The sequence below is a fragment of the Paraburkholderia fungorum genome (genome assembly GCF_900099835.1).
GTDB classification, from domain to species: Bacteria; Pseudomonadota; Gammaproteobacteria; order Burkholderiales; family Burkholderiaceae; genus Paraburkholderia; species Paraburkholderia fungorum_A.
Window position 1 is genome coordinate 20,525 of record NZ_FNKP01000004.1, and the last position, 20,570, is coordinate 41,094.

The window sequence follows — 20,570 nt, forward strand, 5'->3', positions numbered from 1 at the left end:
TGCTACACACTTTCTGACCCGGACGCTCGAACGGGGTGAATGCCGAAATGAGTCTTTAGGTAGCCCCGAGGTACATTGAGCTGCCGTCGGCCGTTCTTCACAAACGACCGATTCCTTGATGTGTAGGCTGTCGGGGGCAGTCTTCCTATTCTCGATAGCGGTCATTCCTCGTGTGGTTAAGACGGTGACCTGCTTTGTGCCGCAACGACCCCGTCTTTTGAGAAATATATTGGCCTATGACCGTCCACGATCACGACCGCCGTCAACGCCGTCTTGCCTGTCGCCTCGATCGTTGAAAACCGCGCGTCCGCATTCCTCCCACCAAAACTGCGGCCATCAAGGGCAACCCCTATTATCTGATCCCCGATCGCAGCCAAGTCCGTGATCGAAGCTGTAGAACCAGTATCGATAGCCGTCCATGTATGACCACTATCGGTGCTTCGGGAAAGGTGGCCAAGAAGTCCTCCCACGATAATCGAATCGTCAGCAGCGACCACTCCTGTCCAAAGACTACCTTTGCTCCCGGTGCTTTCATAAACCCATGATGATCCGTTGTCATCCGATCGAAGCACTAATCCTTGCTCCGCAGAAACGAACACCGTACCCCGACGATTCCCGAAAACATGAAACAAATTGCGGTCAGCCTTTTCAGCGCCTGGGGGAGGCGGGAGTTTTACCTGTCGCCAATTCTTTCCACCATCGTCTGTCACCAGCATCAACGACCACAACCCAACGGCCACGCCGTGTCCGGCATCGCTGAAATAGACGGAATACAAAGGCTGATCGACCGAAGTATCGGAGCGCTCCAACGACCACGTTTCTCCTCCGTCGGTTGTACCCAATATCACGCCCCACTGCCCAACCGCCCATCCACGCTTCTGGTCCGCAAAGGAGACAGCGGATAGAGTCGCAGAAACTGGAACTGATTTTGCCTGTCGGAAGGTTTTCCCCGAATCGTCAGATAACAACACGATACCGTGTTCGCCGACAGCGACTATCCGCTTCCCGGCCAATGTTGCGTCCAGCATCATCTGATGTACTGGATCCGCCCACGGATGGGCAGCCGTAATAATGTCCGTTGCAGCTACGGCTTCGCTTGCGTAAGCAAATGCGATGGAAACCAACAAAAAATAAACCTTTCTTAGCATTTTGGCGCCCTGCCCTAATGGTGTCGTATTCTTCAGTGGCTCAGCACTCCCGAAACCTTAACGGGTGTCCTTCGGGGGAATAACTTCTCCAAAGTGACGACAAGAGCTGGAAGTGCCGTCATTGCCATTATCAAGTTCACTACAAACATGAAGGCGAGCAATTTTCCCATGTCAGCCTGAAACTTCAGCGGAGAGAAACTCCAGGTGACAACTCCAATTGCCAACGTGATAGCGGTAAAGATCGTCGCAACCCCGACCTCCAGCATTGAGCGCTCGACGGCCTCGCCTATCTGCTGGCCGTCCGCCATATGCAACTGAATGCGATTGTAGATATAGAACGCATAGTCGACCCCTACGCCAACCGCAAGCACCATCACTGGCAGCGTTGCGACAGTAAGCCCGATATCGAGCGCTTTCATGAACCAATATCCAATGAAAGTCGCAACTGTAAGCGGCAGACAGCAGGCTACCATTGCCCGTATGTCGCGATATGCCAGAAATACCAGAATCAGAATGGCAGCGTAAACATTCAGCATCATCGGTAGTTCGCTCTTCTGTACCTCGTCATTTGTGGCTGCCAACACCCCGGCATTACCTGCCGCAAGACGGATCGTCACACCAGGTTGCTGATGCGACGCTCTGTAACTCTTGACATCGTCCAATACACGATTGAGCGTGGTTGCCTTATGATCCTTCAAGAACAGATGCACCGCGGTCATAGTGCAATCCTTGTTCATATAACCCTTGACGCGTCCAATCTCCGCAGAAAGTCCACCGTAGTTGCCGGGATCAATAGGCACCACGTTCATTTTCGGATTCCCTTCGTTGTATCCCTCGTTATATTCGCGCAACATCGCTGGGAACGATTGAACAGAAACGACCCCGGGCTCGCTCTTCATTGCTGACGCGAAATCGTCTTCGAACAGGCCCACGGCCGGGTTATCGCAAGCTGCTCCCGTCGACTCGAAGACCACAGTTAGCCAATCCAGACCGACGTCGTAATTGCTCGATATGGAGACTGCATCACGATTAAATCGCGAGTCGGCTCGCAATTCCGGTGCCCCAGGTTGAAGAGTGCCAATTACCCGACCACTGCTTTGCCAGACCGCGATCACGAAGATCGCCAGCGTAATCGCCACCACCAGATATGCATTCCGCGGCTTTGCCACCAGCGAAAGCTTCCGAAGCCAAGCTGACCGTCGTTCGCGCACCTCTAATGCTTTTTCGGCATAAGCCTTACTGAAATTGCAACAAGACGCAGCCACGGGAAGCATGATCAGATTTGTGATGATCTTATATGCCACACCTAACGAGGCAGTAATCGCCAACTCGCGCACCATCGGGATAGGTATCAGGAGCAATGTCACGAAGGAAACGAAAGCCGTTACCAACGCCAGTACCCCCGGCACTAGCAATCCGCTGAAACTGCTCCTGGCAGCATCAAGCGAGTTCTTCCCCTGCGACAGTTCTCGGACAATATAGTTGACCTGCTGAACTCCATGAGACACGCCGATTGCAAATACCAAAAAGGGAACCAGTACCGCCAAAGGATCCAGGCCATAACCCAACAATCGTAGGGTACCGAACTGCCATACAAGTGATGTCAGCGAACAAAGTACCGGCAAAATCGTGAACCTGAACGATCTGCTATACCAGTACACGGCTATTGCTGTAAGAACCAATGCGATCAAGCAAAATCCAATGACACCTTTTGCTCCGTCAGCTATGTCTCCTATCTGCTTCGCAAATCCTGTGATCTGAACCTCATAGCCCGCATCTTCGAAAGGCTTGCGAATCCGGGCTTCCAGAAGATGATTAAAGTCCACATAGTCAAGTACCCGACCCGTAGCATCACGTTCATTTATCTCGGCGGTGATCATCGCGCTCGTCTCATCGTGAGACACAAGCGTACCGATGTACCCGCCATTTGATGCAGACCGCCTGATTACCGCAACGGACGCCGGCGTCAACTGGTCTGGAGTGATGGTACCGTCAATTACAGGACTCGCTCGAAAGCCATCTTCCGTGATTTCATTCACGAAAGAATTCGGCGTCCAGAGAGACTGCACGCCCTGCCTGTCGATATTCGGAAGGAATTCGACAGCCTGTGTCACCTGATAAAGTCGAGTTAGGCCACTCTGGGTCCAGATGGACCCATGTCTAGCCCTGACCACAACTGTAATTCTATTCGCTCCCAGAAGGTCGCCTTTGTACTTCTGGAAGGTTTGAATATATTCGTGTCCAATGGGCATCTGCTTTTCAAATCCCGCCTCCATGCGCAATTGAGCACCAAAAAATGCCATCACGATCGTGAACGCCAAAATCCCGAAAAGCACAAGACGCCGGTGTCCAAAGAACAGACCTTTCAGATAAAAAACAACGCGATTCAGCACGGAAACCTTCCTTCAAAAAGAGCGACCAGACAGCGTCGCGAGCCATCATCTCGCGACGTTTATCAGAAGTTGCGTGTCGCGAAAACACCTACGAAGTTGCGATCTGCATACGGCTGGCCGACTGTGTCGTGGCCACCAAAAAACAACGTGTAGTTAATGCCCGCCTGCCAAACAGTTGGATTCTGATTGAACAGGACGTATAAATTCAGAGACTTGGCACCCTGCATGTAGTTTGCGGTGAACGTCGGCGTATATCCATAAAGCGCGTCCGTAAATGTCACTCCTGGCGTTACTTGCCAACCATGAATCAAGGAACCGTCATACGTCCAGTTGAAGTCCACAGTGGCGCCAACCGAACTAGCGGTTCCCTGCGCGGCCACGATCGGATAGCCCGAACCAGATCCCTCGTTCAGCCATGTAAAGTAGCCTGATGCCGGAACCTGGGTAACAGTTTGCCCGTCAACCGAACGGGTTACGCCACTTGAACCCAAGCCTGGGTAATAAATCCACGTAAGCTCTGCTGTCAGAACGGCGAGATCTGCGTGCATTAACTTCAGAAACGGATATGAACTCGGAGTCAAATTCAACTGCCCGTTGATGTCATACTGCAGCTTCTTGCGGTCCTCCCATTGCTGGCAGGTGATCCCGCTAATTCCATTTGTATTCAGATCAAGCGGCCCTCCTGTCCCGAAACATCCAGAGAGAGCGACTGCATCGTGAGGGCGATACGACAGTTCAGTTCCAATTGCCCAGTCCCCCAGCGAAAAGTTAGCGCTTGCACCGAACAGTTGCCTATTTTCAAGGTACGACCATTGACTTGAACCGTTGGCCAGTGTGGAAAGAACTGGAGATTTGTCCGTGTAGTTCTCGTAATAGAAGCCAAAATTGGCATCTATACTCCGCGGCTTATAATTAAATTTGATCCCGAACTGCGGTTTGTATGACGACGGCAACGCTGTCGACACCGGGATGCCCAGTGAATTGTAGGGACTGCCGGCGTACTGCCCATTCACCAATCCGGCATTGATTGCTGACTGCGCACTACTATTTCCACTATTTGCGCCCCCAATTGTTCCAGCATCAACCCCTTGGACATTGAAGTTATTTGAGTTGACGGTAATGGGCGACGCACCGCGACCGAAGTTATTCGTCACGGACCAGTAGGTTCCTACCGCTGGATAACGATTTCCGTTCCACTGAAATTGGTAATAGGCTTCCGTGCTCAATCCGTCGGCGATTCCGGTCGCAAAACTCAGCATCGGCGCAGGCAGCAACGCCTGCTTTAGTTGAGTGCCAGGGATGAGCAATTTCTGAATATCTAACGAGTTTGTCGCATTAATACCACCCGTTGCAAAGTAACTCTCCCCCCAGTTGATCACCTGGTTACCAACACGAACGTGCGCTGATTGCGAACCCAACGTGAAGTCTTTTTCTGCCCACAAATCCAGGAGTTGTACAGGATAGACAGTCTGTGATGCTGCTGTACTCGACAACGGAGTGCGCGCGGTGTCGCCAGCAAGGAAATCGTACATCGCCGTGCCACGTACCATGAACTTCAGGCCCTCGCTAGGCATGGTAAGAAGGAGTTCACTGGTGGCACTGACATAAGTACTGAAAGCCTGGCCTTTGCGATAATTCAAATTTCCGTTCGAGCCAGACCCCCACTGATTTACGTTAGCTGCAGATCCGCATCCCTCTGCGTTCGGATCGCCAGTTAAAGAGCAGCTAGGATTCTTAGTGCGTATACCAGCACCAGCAGTGACGTTCGAGACCCACGACCCGGAAAGATCCCCGATACCCGTAGTGAAATCGTAGCCATACGCGTCCGCAGACATCGCTCCCAATGCTGCCAACGACACCGACACCCACGCCCCTGTAGTTTTCATTTTCTCGTCCTGTTAGCTAACCGACGGCTTTGAACTATTCCTTCTCAGCCGTCTTGGTTCTGCCTAATCAGCGTTCGCTGATTGCGCGGAGGTTTTCTGCCGTATAGAAATTAGGATTGAATCGGGGGTCACTGGAGGACTCGAAATAGTGGATGTCTTGGCCTGTTCCAACCACATTTTCATCTGCGACATAGCGTCCAGAGAGCAAGTTGTATTGAACAAATGGTTGAACATCACAGGTACCGCCCAACTCCCACACCGGAATCGGGTAGCCTTCCTTCGATTTCCACAGCTTTCCTTGACCGTCATAATCCTCGCCGACAAGCGCAAGATAGGTGTCTTCATCGAGATACAGAACTTTCTTCTGCGACGCGTGCCGCATGTTGGGCTTGAGCGTGGCCTCAACTACATACACCCGGTGCAACTCATACCGGCGGGCAGACGGATCAACCTGTTCGGGTTTAAAGACGTCAGCTACGGCCTTCTTGAAGTCGTACATTCCGAAGTCGTTATATGGAACGTACATCTCTTTTTCGCCCACCAACTTCCAGTTAAAACGATCGATGTCTCCGTTGAAAAGCCACGGCTCATCAACTGAATACTGATTCTCAAAGCCAATCTGAGGCGCGTCGTAGTTGTACGACGGCATGCGGCGGACACGACGTTGCCCTGCAAAGTAGTAGTAAGCCGGTGCGTCGCTACTTCCAAAACTGTACGACTGAACGGCTCCCTGTCCTGCGAGCGCAGCCGGCGCGATATACCCGAAGTAGATCGAGAATAGCTGATCGTCAGCCTTCACCGCATGTGTTCCTTGCCCGCCCCACGGGAAGAAGAGCGTTTGACGACTGGTGACATTGATCCAATCCGAACTGCCTGGACGAGGGGAAATCAGGGTGTTAGCTTTGTCCCACGTAACGCCTACACCCCGGTAACGGCTCAGGTAGTTCCAAATTGCCTCCTGTCCTGTTTTCGCCCCGGGAAATGGCAGTCCTGGAAGGACAGCGCTTTCTAGGTGGTCGCCGCTCGAATCCAGCTTCGCGCTCCCATTATTCTTTTTTATGTTGCTTTGGACCCAATCCGGAAAACTGCAGGTGCGGTGAGTCGGATACACGACCATCCGGTATCCCTTGACCTGCTTAAACAGGGCTAACTGCCCAGGAGACAGTTTGTCCGAGAACTTGTCCGCATTTTCGGAAGTTATTTCCAATAGAGGCTTTTCGTCCTTGTACTTCCAATACTGCCCTCGGACCTTGCCGTAGCTCCACCCGGCATCAGGGACGTCGCGCCCAGAGAATTGAGGAATCGCTCCATCTGAACTAGCTGCCGAATTCGCCCCTGTAATCGTTCGCGGTGAATTCGTTTGCGCAAGCACCGCTCCGGTCACAACCAGTGCTGATGCTAACCCTGCAAATTTAATACGTTTCATTTTGGATTCCTCATCTTATTACAGATTCCCTGTTTCACTACGGTTTCGCTAATGTCTTCATAGAGATGCAATCGTCTCTAGGTATTCATGTTTTAATTTACGAAAACAAAAAAAATTTCTTTATCCAAATTCGGCAATCAGATTCTTTTTCGCTTACTCCACCCATTACGTCTCTATTCAACATGGCCGCGTTTGATCCGCACCTGCGAGCGCAGGACTCCACGATGGGATCGCTCAAGACAAGTGATCCATTCGGCTCGATGGGAAATTTGAAGACGAGGTGCTATGGGCAGCTTGTGACGTAATCAAACGGACCGGGCCCGTTGCACCGAAGTGAAAGATCTCGCGTTCTCATAATCGTGAGATCGCACGATAGAGAAAAATACGGCAGGCCGTTCTGTCTTCAGCAGCGGATTTTCGTTCAACGTCGAATCTGTTCAGCCCGAATGACAGGGAAAGTCGCCCGTATATCGAACAACTTTATTAGTCGGCGCTATCCAAACCGAGATGTTCCGCCAGCTCTTTATAGTCGGAAAGCCACAAACTCCCACCCTGCATGCTGGCATTGTGGACAGAGCGGAAACCAAGCATTCCTTGAATTCTCTTCGGGAGCGTCTTCGCAATCTCGATTGGAATAATCATTGCCGAAGCCTCTTCTGGAACTAGCCAGTTCGGATTGAATGCAAACGCGATGCCCCGTCGAACTCGGTTCGGAGACTTATTCTCCCCGCCACCATGCACAACCTTTCCGCTGATCCATAGCGCTGATCCTGGCTCCATTTCCGCCGCAATTGTCTGGTCCTGCGAACCTCGATTACTGAAGTCATTCCACAGATGGCTTTTTGGAATGACACGCGTCGCTCCAATCTCTTCGGTATACTCGGAGAGGGCCAGAAGGAAGTTGGTCAAGACTTCGGGCGCACCAGCGCCAAACTGGCGGAAATACGGATACACCTCGAAATCGCGATGAAGTGGTTGGGGTTTCTGTCCAGGATAGATGTCGATAACCTGCGCCGTCGCGAGTAGAGCGGAGTCTGCAACTGGTTTGAAAAATGCGTCAACGCAGTCGAGAATTTTCTCGTTTTGGATAATCTCTTCGCGAAATACTTTGCTGATCGTCACCAGATTCGTCATTCGCTTCGTCTTATTACCGAAGAAGTCTGCGAAATGTTCGTCCTCGTGAACTGTCTTTCCACCGAGATCAATTCCCTCGATCTTACTGTCAATGTCGGCATTTAGGCGATCTACCTGCTCTTTGCTAAGCAGATCCTTAATGATGACACCGCCATCCAACTCGACGATCTTGATCAATTCATCTACCGGCGTTGTTACCGGAACCGTCAGCAATTTAGACATATCTTTTCTCAAAAAATGAAACACGCTTTTTCCATCGCAGAGCGCTTCGTACCCACGGGGTGATCGAGCAACATCGACTTAAAGACTTTTTTATTCCCGACGCTACCTCGCCATTCATGCACGCCACAGATCTCGAATAAACATGTCGGCGACAATCACCCAGCGGGGGTTGCTTTTGGCCCAAACCGTCAAGCTCTTAAAGCAGATAATTTCTTCGGTTTGTTTATCCTTAACTTTCCAGTCAATCCAAGAAGCCGCACAACTTTCCCCGACATCCCGGATATCTCTGGCTCGGACATTAATAGGAATAGTCGCGTCGATGATTTCTGCGAATCGCTTATATATTGCGGTACGTCCCTCAACGGTTTCTGCTTCACCTTCTCCACCTATTACTGCAAATGGATCGAAGAGCTCTACGACACCATCAATGTCACCGTCTTCCCATCTGTTTTGTATTTCCACCAGCGCCGCTTGAATCGCCTTGCTAATTTGGCTTTCCACGGAATCATGGGTATGCATCGAACTTACCTCGTTCATGTAACCGAAATTCGGTTCGACTTCAAATATCTCTACCCGAATACTTAAATCAACTTTGGGAGGTTCACCGCCTGTCACGGGTGGCGAACACGACCGCTTGTGCGCAGATATTGGCGATTACTCCCGTGGGCTTCCGTAGTAGCAGCAGATATTGCTAAGCTTCAGCTTGCTGCGCTTCCCAAAGCAATTTTGCTTCGCGTGGACCGAACGGAATCTTCCCACCCGCTTCGTCGATCCAAATGACGTTGCCGTGCATCGTCAAAAAGAACTCCGTATCGTCTTTCAGGTTCGTCCTTGGATGCACGGCACCCGCATACTCATAGATGTAACCGGGGCCTTCGGCGGCATAGGGTTCGTGAACAACAATGCGCCCATACATCTGCCAACCTTCCGCGCACCCTTCATGCATATGAGGGCTAAGCGACGATCCGGCCGGACCGAAGAACAACACAGTCCACGTGTCGCGCTCCAAGTCAGTGTGGATAAGCTTCCATTTAACGCCGCCACTGTGAAATTTTTCTGGAAAGTCGAGCCATGGCAACGACGCCGCAACCACCCAGTCGGTAGGCTTTTGTGTTTCGACATTCATTATGTAATCCTCTATAGATTGTGGGCACACCACCGGATCAACCCTCGATTTAAGCCGTCACGCAACGACCAATCGCGACTTTCTGCTTCCGTACAAAATTTGTGGTTAGCAACGAATTCTTCTAGGCATATCAGCATTCCCTATACGTGTGAGGTATCACGCTGATGTCATGCAATTTACCTGCTAAAAACTGGTAGCTGTATCCGCTTTTGGCAAATCGTGTATGCACTGTCACACACCGCAGAGTTCGCCCCATTTCGGTGAAACCAAGTGTCACTTTCCCCAAAATGCGGATCCGAAGTGGTGGTTGCCCCGATTCTCAAACCTGCTGAAACCTGGTTGTATACGGGGCAGGCTGTTGATTTGATTCGCCGCCTCGCCAAGCGCCTTGCCTACAGCACCGAGTCATACAATGAGCCTTAGTTGGCCTGCCTTTTGCTTTGTAGTTGTAGCCCCATATTGAAGTTGAGAACCTGATGACTTCCCTGCAGTCACCCCACAATCTTGAATATTCTGTTTCCGAGTCCGCTCATGTGAGCGAGCACGCCGCAACGTTTCGCGGGTGGGCAGACAACAAAATGCACCAACTCGCGAAATACAGTCCGTTCAAAGGAGTGATGCGCGATCATCAGGCGACCTCTAATGTCAGATTCAGTTCAGAGCGCGTCGAGACTCCGGCCCTTGAGCAGATTGGCCAGATACCCCTCGATAAAGTGGTCTTCGCACAAGGGGTAAGCCAAGAAGAAGTATTGGTCAATGGCAGATTCGTTGGGCCCGACACTATCTATGTTGCGTCCGGCAAAAGTTTACATGCTGTGACCAAGAGTGCTGTCTTGACAAATTGGCTGATGGTCGATAAAGATTTTTTCTTTGAAACGCTTACGCCCGAGCGCTCGGTTTTTAGCGAAGAACTGCCCTTCGAGTTTTTTATCCGCGCTGGTGAAAGCCAATGTTTTGCTCTTGAAAGCGCATTCGAAGAGCATTTTGAATCGCTTAATTCGACAACCTCACCTTCAACTAATACTCAGTTATCCGGGACGAGAATTCTTGGCTGCGCAAATGCAATTTTGATGTTTGCATTGGAAAGTGAACGATTGCGTCTAGGTTCTAGCACTCGAACCTATATCGTCGAAAGAAGTTGTCAGCTTTTCTTAGAAAATGTTCAGAATGAGGACTTTGGAGTTCTCGATCTTTGCAACCACTTGCGTGTGAGTCGGCGCACCCTTCAATATAGCTTTGAAACTATCTTGGGCCTCTCTCCCATAGCGTATATGCGATCCGTTCGCCTGAATATTGCGCGCCGGTCGTTGCTTGATGTTTCGCTGGGGAAGATCCAAGAAGCCGCATTAGATGCGGGTTTTAATCATTTGGGAAGGTTTTCAAAATACTATTCGGATTTCTACGGAGAACTTCCATCTGAAACCGTCAACCGAGCCTTAAACGCATGACGATACACAGGATGAGGTCGGGCGCTTACTATCACTAGTTGCGCGACCGAGCGCGCGACTTAAAGGCCGTCGAGAATATTCTTGACGGCCTTGGCCACAAAACTGGTGCTTTCGCACGTGGGAGTGGAGATTAAAAGTTCATTGGCGGTTCGAACGCCCGCCGTTCGCTCTTAAACTAAATTCCGTCAGCCGATTGTCATCAAATTCGCATTACCGCCGGCCGCTGCCGTATTCACGCTGACCGAGCGTTCCGTCAGCAGACGCTCGAGTGCGTAGTCTTTATCGCCGCTTTCCAGCGCGCGCGCCGCGACGCCCTGCACCGACACGATCGGTCCCGAACGCTTCGCGATTTCCTTCACCAGCGCGAGCAGTTCGTCGCTATCGCCTTCGAACAGCACTGCGTCGAATGGCGTGTCGGCGCTCTTCTTCACGCTGGCATGCGACTTCAGCGACGCGGGCAACTGCGCCACCAAGTGTTCACCGGCCGCGCCTTCGAACAGCGCACGATTTCCCGTAGCCAGCGCGGCCGCGAACTGCACGCGCGCGCCGCTCGCCGTCGACGCAATACACAGCACCGCGCCGCGTGCACCGAGCGTATAGGTGTTGCGCTCGCCGGTCGGCCCGGACAACACCGCCGTCGCGCCCGCCGGCACATGCGCCAGATAACCGTCGCAACGTGCAGCCAGCTCGGGCTGACGTTCGGAGATCAGCCAGTCGCGCAGCGTGGTGAGCGCGGCGGTCGGATTGTCGCCGTTTTCGGTCGAGCGCGGGGGTTCCGCGACCAGCGTCTGAGCCAGCGATTTCGGCAAACCAGCCGGACGCGTCGCCAGCAGACGTTGCAGATACAGCGCGCCACCCGCCTTCGGACCCGTGCCCGACAGACCTTCGCCGCCGAACGGCTGCACACCCACCACCGCGCCGATCACGTTGCGGTTCACATAAATATTGCCGACGTGCGCGCGGCTGATCACGTGCGCGATCGTTTCGTCGATCCGCGTATGGATGCCGAGCGTCAACCCGTAACCCGTCGAGCGGATCTGTTCGAGCAGCTTGTCGAGCTGGCTGCGGCGATAGCGCACCACGTGTAGCACCGGGCCGAACACTTCACGCTTCAGTTCGTCGATGCTGTCGAGTTCGATCAGCGTCGGCGGCACGAAGGTGCCCTGTGCGCAACCTTCCGGCATCGGCAGTTGCTCGACCTTGCGGCCCTTGTCGCGCATCGCCGCGACGTGTGCGTCGATGCCGCGTTTCGCGTCGAGGTCGATCACCGGGCCGACGTCGATCGACAGACGGTCCGGATTGCCCACCGCCAGCTCGCGCATCGCGCCGGTCAGCATTTCAAGCGTGCGGTCCGCCACATCGTCCTGTAGACAAAGAACGCGCAGCGCGGAACACCGTTGACCGGCAGAGTCGAAAGACGATTGCAGCACGTCCGCGACCACCTGCTCGGCGAGCGCCGACGAATCGACGATCATCGCGTTCTGGCCGCCGGTTTCCGCGATCAGCGGAATCGGCTTGCCGTCCGGGTCGAGCCGGTTCGACAGCGTCTTGTTGATCAGACGCGCGACTTCGGTCGAGCCAGTGAACATCACGGCGCGGGTGCGCGCATCGGCCACCAGTGCCGCGCCGACCGTTTCGCCGTCGCCCGGCAGCAGTTGCACCGCGCCTGCCGGCACGCCGGCTTCGCGCAGAATGCGCACGGCTTGCGCGGCGATCAGCGGCGTCTGTTCAGCGGGTTTCGCGAGCACCGTGTTGCCGGCTGCGAGCGCGGCGGCCACCTGGCCCATGAAAATCGCCAGCGGGAAATTCCACGGGCTGATACACACCACCGGCCCCAGCGGACGATGCGTGTCGTTCGAAAACTCTTCGCGGATTTGCGTCGAGTAGTAGCGCAGGAAGTCGATTGCTTCGCGGATTTCCGCGACCGCGTTCGCCAGCGACTTGCCGGCTTCGCGCACCACGAGGCCCATCAGCGTGTGCATTTGCGCTTCGAGCAGATCGGCGGCACGCGCGAGGCAATCGGCGCGCGCGTCGACCGGCGTTGCCTGCCAGATCGGCGCGGCGGCGACCGCATGCGCGAGCGCGGCGCTCACATGTTCCGCGGTCGCTTCGACCACCGTGCCGACGAGGTCGCGATGATCGGCGGGATTGCGAACGTCGCGCGCATTGCCGACCGCGATTTCGTTGTCTTCGAGCATCGGCGCCGCGCGCCACGGATGATGCGCGCTAGCCAGCAACGCCGACGACAGCGACGCCAGCCGATGCTCGTTCGACAGATCCAGCCCCATCGAATTGAGACGCTCGCTGCCGAACAGATTGCGCGGCAGCGGAATCTTCGCGTGCGGCGCGCCGAGCGGGACGATCTTCGACGCTTCGTCGACCGGATCGGCGATCAGGTCCTTGATCGCGACGTTTTCATCGGCGATACGGTTCACGAACGACGTGTTCGCGCCGTTTTCCAGCAGACGGCGCACGAGATACGCGAGCAGCGTTTCGTGCGTGCCGACCGGCGCGTAAACGCGGCACGGACGGTTCAGCTTTCCGGCCGACAGCGGGCCCGTGACTTCCTCGTACAGCGGTTCGCCCATGCCGTGCAGGCACTGGAACTCGTACTGGCCGGGGTAGTAGTTGTTGCCCGCGAGGTGATAGATCGCCGACAGCGTGTGCGCGTTGTGCGTGGCGAACTGCGGATAAACCGCGTCCGGCGCGCCGAGCAGCTTCTTCGCGCACGCGAGGTACGACACATCCGTATAGATCTTGCGCGTGTAGACCGGATAGCCTTCGAGGCCGTCCACCTGCGCGCGTTTGATTTCGGTGTCCCAGTACGCACCCTTGACGAGGCGAACCATGATCCGGTGACGGCTGCGGCGCGCGAGATCGATGATGTACTCGATCACGAACGGGCAACGTTTCTGGTACGCCTGCACGACGAAACCGATGCCGTTCCAGCCCGCCAGTTCCGGGTCGAAGCACAGCGCTTCGAGCAGATCGAGCGAGATTTCGAGGCGGTCGGCTTCTTCGGCGTCGATGTTCAGGCCGATGTCGTAACGGCGCGCGAGGATCGCGAGCGAGCGCACGCGCGGCAGCAGTTCGCTCATCGTGCGTTCCTGCTGCGAGCGCGAGTAGCGGGCGTGCAGTGCGGAGAGCTTGATCGAAATGCCCGGGCCTTCGTAGATGCCACGGCCGCCGGCAGCCTTGCCGATCGCGTGAATCGCCTGCTCGTACGATGCGTAATAGCGCTGCGCGTCGGCTTCGGTCGTCGCCGCTTCGCCGAGCATGTCGTACGAGTAGCGGAAACCGCGCGCTTCGTATTTGCGGCTGTTGGCCAGCGCTTCGGAAATGTTCTCGCCGGTGACGAACTGCTCGCCCATCAGGCGCATCGCCATGTCCACGCCCTTGCGGATCAGCGGCTCGCCGCCCTTGCCGATCATGCGCGTCAGCGCCGACGACAGGCTCGTTTCGCTGTTGGTCGTAATCAGCTTGCCGGTGATCATCAGGCCCCAGGTCGCGGCGTTGACGAACATCGACGGCGCCTGGCCCATGTGCGATTTCCAGTCGCCCTTGCTGATCTTGTCGCGGATCAGCGCGTCGCGCGTCGCGCGGTCGGGAATGCGCAGCAGCGCTTCGGCGAGGCACATCAGCGCGACGCCTTCCTGGCTCGACAGCGAGAATTCGTGGATCAGCCCTTCGACACCGCCGCCCTTGCTCTTGCCGCGCAGCGTTTCGACCAGCTTGCCGGCCAGTGCCTGAACGTCGCCAGCGAGATTCGCGGGCAAACGCGCCTGACCCAGCAGAAACGGCACGCACTCCGGCTCCGGACGGCGATACGCCGCCGTGATCGCCGCGCGCAGCACCGACTGCGGTTGCACGTTCTGCGCGAAATCGAGGAACGGATGCGATGCGCCGTCTTTATCGCCGTCTACCGCAACGCCGTCGGCGAGGACGGCTGAGCCGATCACAGTTGATATCTCGGAAGGATGCTGCCCAAGCTCAACCTTTTCGAGGTACGCAAAAATCGCCTGCTTGATTAACCAATGAGGTGTACGGTCTAGGCGTGTGGCGGCATCTTTCAGCCGCGTGCGCAGGAGGTCGTCAACCTTGACGCCAAGGGTGGTGTTTGCCATTCGAATTTTTGAGAGCGACCGTGATATTTAAAATTGAAACGACTCGAGCTTCATCGACATAAAATTTTATTCAACTTACGCCCGGTCCGTATGCTTACCCAACACTTTTAGACAATACCCGTAAGCACCACTGTTTCTTAGCCATAATCGGCAACTCTAATATCGCGCTATCAACTGCTAACCCTCCTTCAGGACGACGACTGTTAAAGTGAAACAGTAACCGCCCCGCTGGCTGGATTATCTTCCAGCGTTGCTACGCTCACCGAACCACGTCTGTCAGAATAACTACCTTTTCCCAATGGGACCGTGATTAGCCTCATACCAACGTAATAAAGAGCGCCGGAAATTACGACCACAGGAATAGACGCGCCAAGATACTTGAATGGCTCTGCCATCGCGCTAGTCACCGGGTTATACAACCACAGGTAAATTGCTGCCGCGACGAATGTCACGGCAACAGCAACCCAATTAACCCCGCCCCAGAACTCATATTTGCTTTCTCGCGTCGCGAACAAATGAGCAAGATCCAAATGCCCCCGGCGCATTGCAAAGTAGTCCACAAGGGTTACGCCTGTTACCCCGACGAACATTACACCGTTGTACGACAGGAAGCTCATAGAAGCGGTCAAAAGCCACTCTGTCTTAAAAGCCAAATAGATGCCAGGCAGCAGCATGACAGCCAGGAGCAGCTCCCATCGTATTCTTGAGAAGATTTTTATCTGTTGTATAGATACCCCGGCAAGATAAACCATCACTACCATCGTCGAAACATTGGCAATCAATACGACTCCCATGGTGAGACTGCCAACCAATGGTCCAGCCAATGTAATCATCCACACTGTTGGATCGTTGGTACCGGCACTTATAGAAGCCAACGCTGCAACCGTCGATACGAGGGCTGCGCCCAGCAATCCAACACCAATAATCGATGGGCCCACAATATGAGATCGATTTTTCACCAAGCGCGTGAGACCACCTATCACGGGCCACCATGTCAATGAATTGGACATTCCGAGCTCAACAGCCAGCGCTAGTCCTCGAGTAGGATCCCGCGTAAGCATATGATCGACCGGAACCTGGCTTGTCCATAATGTGTGCCACCCAAATCGGTAAACAAGAATTCCTAGCATCATGGCCGTGATGAGCATGTGCAACGGCCCAACGTATCCATTGAGTCGCTCGAACATCTTTGGTCCTTTACTCGCAATCAACCAAACGAGTAACAGCGCTACGAGTGCAAAGCAAACCACCAGCTTCTCGTGACCGTTCCCGGTTAAGCCAGACTTGCTAATCGTTGCAACAATATTTGCTGCACCACGGGCCGTGAGAGCTTCGACGACGAAGGACCACCCTATCAAAGTGGCTAGCAATCCAAATAAAGGTACGACGATCCCTCTATAGCCAAACGAAGATTTAGCGGCATCGATGACATCCGTCCCATATCTGTGACTGGCCGCCCCGGATGCGAGGCCAACCGTAGCCATACCGATGATCAATCCGATCACGTACCCCATGACACCAATGCGCCAATCACCAACGAATGGCAAGAATCCGCCCATCAGAAAGGCCCATGTGGCGGCACTGAACGCGCAGCACGTCCATAAGAACGAACCGTAGGTCCCGTACACCCTCTCAGTAGCCAGAACTGGTAGTCGGCCTGAAAGAGCTTCTTGTTCTACAGAGAATCCGGATTCCGGGATTGAATTGCTCACGATGAGAACCTCATTATGATGCGATGTAAAGTGTGAGAATCCAAAGAGCAGCGCCAAAAATGCTCCAGATAAACCCTTCGACAAGCAGCGGCCTACTTTCATTCGAAGGCATAGTGTCAAACCGATCGCCTCCGCTCATCTCATTTATTTGCTTCACTAGATCTTGATTCAGCTTAAACCCATGCTCTTCACTGCTTTTTGAAACCGCAAGATTTAGTATTTTCATGTTTGACTCTTTGCTCCTCTCTCCAGCCCCTCGTCCGTGACGAGTCGTTGTCAAAATTGAAGACTTCGTACGATTGTCCACTCGACAGCCTGCGGTCTAGCTAGTTGCCAACGGTGCTTCGACCTCGTCTGACCATCTTGACTATCCGGGGACCATCATGCAGTTAAGAAAAATTCCTGTGTATCCACAATTGGCAAACAGTCCTGAACTCGCGCAGCATCCCATGCAAGCGGCCCTAAAACGACAAGAATCGCATACCATTCGATTTGACCCTAACATTTATCTGAGAAAAAATTATGCTCCCGAGAGCCGCTCTGGGTACGGACGGATGCCGCGTCGTACAACGAAGCTCATCCACTCTTAAGGTCATTACATCGGGGATTGCCAAAACCGGATAGGACAAGTGCGCCAAATGAATTAACTTCGGCGTAACACTAAATCGTATCCATAGCCTCGATCATTCGTTTTCGTCGCAAAAAAATAACGCAGCGACTGCATAATTGCAGATTAATAGGATAATTGACGAGATTTATAAAGAAGAATCTCAAATCTGAAGTGATTCTTGTTAACTCAATTTTTTTGTAAGTTTTGCTCCGACTGAATCCGGTACCCCGCTACTTGATATTGAATTTATTCAAAATAAAGGATTGGCATGACCATTTTAATCGTTCTCACGTCGCACGATACGTTGGGCGACACGGGCAAAAAGACGGGCCTATGGCTTGAGGAGTTTCTAGCTCCATTTTACGAATTTACCGACGCGAACATTCCTGTGCGACTTGCCACGCCCGCGGGAGGCATCGCGCCGATTGACCCACTGTCAATTGAAATGATCGAAAGTACGGATCTGTACCGTCGCTTCGCGAACGACGCATCTTTAGTAAAGCTGTTGCAAAACACAGAGCAGCTCGAAAAGATTGATGCACAGGAAGTTGATGGCGTGCTCTACCCGGGCGGCCATGGTCCTCTCTTTGATCTACGAACTAATCCTCACTCTATTCGCCTGATCGAAAGTTTGTTCCGTACTGGTAAGCCAGTGGCTACCATTTGTCACGCGGGTTGCGTATTGCTCGATGCAAAGGCTACGTCGGGTGCCCCTCTCGTGAACGGAAAGAATTTGACCGCGTTTAGCGACAGCGAAGAAGTTGCCGCGCAATTGGCCGAAGTCGTTCCATATCTTGTGGAAACGGAACTAAAGAAACTCGGGGCTAACTACTCGAGAGCTCCTGATTGGAATGAGTACATCGTTCGCGATGGACAGCTATTGAGTGGGCAAAACCCTGCCTCTTCTAGAGGGGTGGCAAAAGCGCTAATCGAGGTACTTGGAATTAAGGTCTAACGTAAGAAAAGCTCGCAGTTCAGCGCCGCCCCTGGTAGTCAGGGTCGGCGAGAATCGCGCCCGCGAGGAATGGAGATCTAGCCTTGTCAAATGTATTTGACTTGCGTCGGGAAATACGAACACCGATGTTATTCCCACCAACTTTTCTGAACCGGGATGGTAGAGGACTGGCGCAGGTTGCTAATCTCAGTTCGCACGGGGCGCTCCTTTGTGCTCGGAGCGCCTTATTTTTGCCTGGCGATACGATTGCAGGCTGGCTTCAATCGCTAGGCATCGACGGTGATGAAAAGTTTCTCGTTGTCGTACTCAACGTGCGCTGGGCGCGGTACGACCGCAAGATGGGATGGGATCGGTTAGGCTGCGCGCTACAACTGACGGATGAGCACTCCTTGCCTGCCCTCCGACATTTAATAGAAAATGCCGGCCCGTAGCTGAGGTCGGTCGAAATCGGCGAAGGCGAACGCATTAAGCAGCAGTACGATCCAGATAGAATCGCTGCGTAAATGCGGCACTACGTCGCCTGCTGGCCGAATATGGTGTGGTCACTGCGCAAACGGCATTGAAAGTACGGCAGCAACTTCCGGCGATTATTGACGATGGACGCAATGAACTGACCGCATTGAGTCGATCAATGATGCGCGATATGTATGAGCGACTCGTCCTGCTGGATAAGCAGATATCCCAGTACGATGAGTTGATCCGTCAGGTACGTAAGACATCTCCTGTCAGCCAGCGACTGGAGAAAAATTTGTGGTGTCGGACCGCTGATCGCAACCGCTGTCATCGCTGCAGCGGGAAGCGTCACAGAATTCTCCAATGGCAGACAGTTTGCGGCGTGGCTGGGCTTAACCCCACGCCAGCATTCCTCGGGCGGCAAGAATCGCCTGGTTGGTATCACGAAGCGCGGTAACGGCTATCTTCAAATTTTTCTGGTACATGGCGCGAGATCGGTGTTTCAGCAAGCGATAAAGCATACGGACACGGCCTCTCAATGGCTACTAGAGGTTCAGGCGAGACGCGGAACAAACATCGCAGTCGTGGCACTCGCCAACAAGATCGCCAGCACAACCTGAACACTGCGCACACGAGGTTTGGAGTACGCACCACCAGCATGAGCTGGAGCACTTAACCGGATGCTGGCAATCGATTTACCTCTTCATTGGTGCACAAGTGATCTAATTCAATGGCAAAACAGGTCGGACCGTCGGCGACAAAACCTGCGCAGTCTTACGGCTCTCGAAGCCTTGGATATAAGTAGGAGTTGCCGGGCGAAATCCATTGGGGCTAGGCACACGCGTGCCACAGAACGGCCGAATGTATATATGCAATCTCGCACCTGCTCGCTATAGAACAGATTTTAAGCCAATCGAAGGCCAGGATAGCGACAGCGCCAAGGGCTAAGCCAGCAGGCTTTTCACTACGTTCACCACTTCCTCCCTGAGCCAGGCATGCGCGCGATCTCCGTTATATCGCGCGTGCCATGTACTAATCACCGGAAGCAAAGGCACGGAAACAGGTAGTGGTACCGTGTGAAGGCGCAAGGCCTTCGCCATCTCGGCGCAGGCCCGGATTGGCACGACCACCATCAAGTCTGAGTTACTAGCCATACAAAGCCCTGCCGCCGCAGTGGGTGCCGATGCCACGACCCTGCGCTTGAGGTCCAACGCCGAGAGCGCGTCATCCACCGGGTCCCGCAACCTCCCACGCCGCGACACGGTGATGTGCTCGGCAGTTGCGTAGCGCTCCGCGTTCAGTCGTCGTCCCGCCAGCGGGTGCCGCGCGTGCATTGCGACAGTTAATGTGTCGTGGCCCAGTACGGCGTGCATCACATCTGGCTGCGTCGGCGTTGCTGCACCGAGATGCAAGTCCACCTCATTTTGTCGTAGAGCGGGTGTCTCGTCGCCTGCTTCGGCCACCAATCGCAGTTTTGCCCCCGGTGCCGTTGTACGCAGACGGCCAAGTAGTCGTTGCCCCAACACGCACGCCAGAGCGTCGTGGCACTGCACGGTGAAAATCCTCTCGATCTGAACAGGATCGAAGCTGCGCTGTTGCGCCATTACTGCGTGCGCACGCGTCACGATCGCGTGAATTTCCTCCCGAACCGATTCGGCATAAGGAGTCGGCATCATGGTGCGGCCCGCCCGCACCATGATCGCGTCGCCTGTCATGTGCCGGATACGGTCCAGCGTGCGGCTCATCGCGGGCGAACTGACATGCATTCGATGCGCCGCACCGCCGACGCTGCCCGCTTCGAGCAGCGCATCAAACGCGACAAGTAAATTCATATCCAGTTGCATATAAGTTATCTAATTGTTGCCGAGAAGTAACTTGATGTTAATCCGTTCAACGTCGAAACTGAAGTCATGCCGCTCGCGATTGATACGCC

Annotated in this window: 15 protein-coding genes; 4 read left to right on the forward strand and 11 right to left on the reverse strand. The window is 54.0% G+C overall.

Annotation, left to right across the window (positions count from 1 at the left end):
* Nucleotides 1–176: 176 nt before the first annotated feature.
* The 7 genes from BLS41_RS35695 to BLS41_RS35725 all read right to left on the reverse strand — a co-directional run bounded on the left by BLS41_RS35695 (nucleotide 177) and on the right by BLS41_RS35725 (nucleotide 9,335).
* Nucleotides 177–1,148 (reverse strand): WD40/YVTN/BNR-like repeat-containing protein, encoded by a 972-nt coding sequence (locus BLS41_RS35695; protein ID WP_074773621.1) that lies wholly within the window; start codon nucleotides 1,146–1,148, stop codon nucleotides 177–179.
* Nucleotides 1,149–1,180: 32 nt separating this feature from the next.
* Nucleotides 1,181–3,541, reverse strand: coding sequence for an efflux RND transporter permease subunit (locus tag BLS41_RS35700; RefSeq protein WP_074773624.1), 2,361 nt, complete (start codon nucleotides 3,539–3,541; stop codon nucleotides 1,181–1,183).
* Nucleotides 3,542–3,603: 62 nt separating this feature from the next.
* Nucleotides 3,604–5,427, reverse strand: coding sequence for a DUF1302 domain-containing protein (locus BLS41_RS35705; protein WP_074773629.1), 1,824 nt, complete (start codon nucleotides 5,425–5,427; stop codon nucleotides 3,604–3,606).
* A gap of 67 nt (nucleotides 5,428–5,494) precedes the next feature.
* Nucleotides 5,495–6,853 (reverse strand): DUF1329 domain-containing protein, encoded by a 1,359-nt coding sequence (locus BLS41_RS35710; RefSeq protein WP_074773632.1) that lies wholly within the window; start codon nucleotides 6,851–6,853, stop codon nucleotides 5,495–5,497.
* A gap of 483 nt (nucleotides 6,854–7,336) precedes the next feature.
* Nucleotides 7,337–8,233, reverse strand: a complete 897-nt coding sequence (locus tag BLS41_RS35715; RefSeq protein WP_216350654.1) for a phytanoyl-CoA dioxygenase family protein — start codon at nucleotides 8,231–8,233, stop codon at nucleotides 7,337–7,339.
* 90 nt (nucleotides 8,234–8,323) lie between these two features.
* A complete protein-coding gene (locus tag BLS41_RS35720) occupies nucleotides 8,324–8,728 on the reverse strand; it encodes a Cif family virulence factor (RefSeq protein WP_171910393.1) in 405 nt (134 codons plus the stop codon).
* A 172-nt stretch (nucleotides 8,729–8,900) separates the two neighbouring features.
* Nucleotides 8,901–9,335 carry a cupin domain-containing protein gene (locus BLS41_RS35725; RefSeq protein ID WP_074773647.1) on the reverse strand — a complete coding sequence of 145 codons (435 nt, stop codon included), beginning with the start codon at nucleotides 9,333–9,335 and terminating at the stop codon, nucleotides 8,901–8,903.
* Nucleotides 9,336–9,811: 476 nt separating this feature from the next.
* On the opposite strand from BLS41_RS35725, the gene BLS41_RS40055 reads away from it, so the two are divergent.
* Complete coding sequence (locus BLS41_RS40055) at nucleotides 9,812–10,783, forward strand: helix-turn-helix domain-containing protein (protein ID WP_074773652.1); 972 nt, start codon at nucleotides 9,812–9,814, stop codon at nucleotides 10,781–10,783.
* A 185-nt stretch (nucleotides 10,784–10,968) separates the two neighbouring features.
* Here the strand turns inward: BLS41_RS40055 and putA are convergent, their stop codons facing one another.
* The 3 genes from putA to BLS41_RS39305 form a co-directional block, all read right to left on the reverse strand.
* Nucleotides 10,969–14,907 (reverse strand): trifunctional transcriptional regulator/proline dehydrogenase/L-glutamate gamma-semialdehyde dehydrogenase, encoded by a 3,939-nt coding sequence (putA, locus tag BLS41_RS35735; protein ID WP_074773657.1) that lies wholly within the window; start codon nucleotides 14,905–14,907, stop codon nucleotides 10,969–10,971.
* A 203-nt stretch (nucleotides 14,908–15,110) separates the two neighbouring features.
* A complete protein-coding gene (locus BLS41_RS35740) occupies nucleotides 15,111–16,619 on the reverse strand; it encodes a cytosine permease (protein ID WP_216350655.1) in 1,509 nt (502 codons plus the stop codon).
* A gap of 13 nt (nucleotides 16,620–16,632) precedes the next feature.
* Nucleotides 16,633–16,845 carry a hypothetical protein gene (locus BLS41_RS39305; protein ID WP_074773664.1) on the reverse strand — a complete coding sequence of 71 codons (213 nt, stop codon included), beginning with the start codon at nucleotides 16,843–16,845 and terminating at the stop codon, nucleotides 16,633–16,635.
* Between the two features lie 652 nt (nucleotides 16,846–17,497).
* Here BLS41_RS39305 and BLS41_RS35750 point away from each other — a divergent pair.
* From BLS41_RS35750 to BLS41_RS39830, 3 genes are all read left to right on the forward strand, one after another.
* A complete protein-coding gene (locus tag BLS41_RS35750; RefSeq protein ID WP_074773668.1) occupies nucleotides 17,498–18,184 on the forward strand; it encodes a type 1 glutamine amidotransferase domain-containing protein in 687 nt (228 codons plus the stop codon).
* Nucleotides 18,185–18,285: 101 nt separating this feature from the next.
* On the forward strand, nucleotides 18,286–18,615 hold the full coding sequence (locus BLS41_RS40215) for a PilZ domain-containing protein (RefSeq protein ID WP_366487270.1): 330 nt from the start codon (nucleotides 18,286–18,288) through the stop codon (nucleotides 18,613–18,615).
* 351 nt (nucleotides 18,616–18,966) lie between these two features.
* Entirely contained in the window at nucleotides 18,967–19,257 is a 291-nt protein-coding gene (locus tag BLS41_RS39830) for a transposase (protein ID WP_253189951.1), read from the forward strand.
* A 324-nt stretch (nucleotides 19,258–19,581) separates the two neighbouring features.
* Here the strand turns inward: BLS41_RS39830 and BLS41_RS35765 are convergent, their stop codons facing one another.
* Nucleotides 19,582–20,481 carry a LysR family transcriptional regulator gene (locus tag BLS41_RS35765; protein WP_074773676.1) on the reverse strand — a complete coding sequence of 300 codons (900 nt, stop codon included), beginning with the start codon at nucleotides 20,479–20,481 and terminating at the stop codon, nucleotides 19,582–19,584.
* Nucleotides 20,482–20,570: the final 89 nt, after the last annotated feature.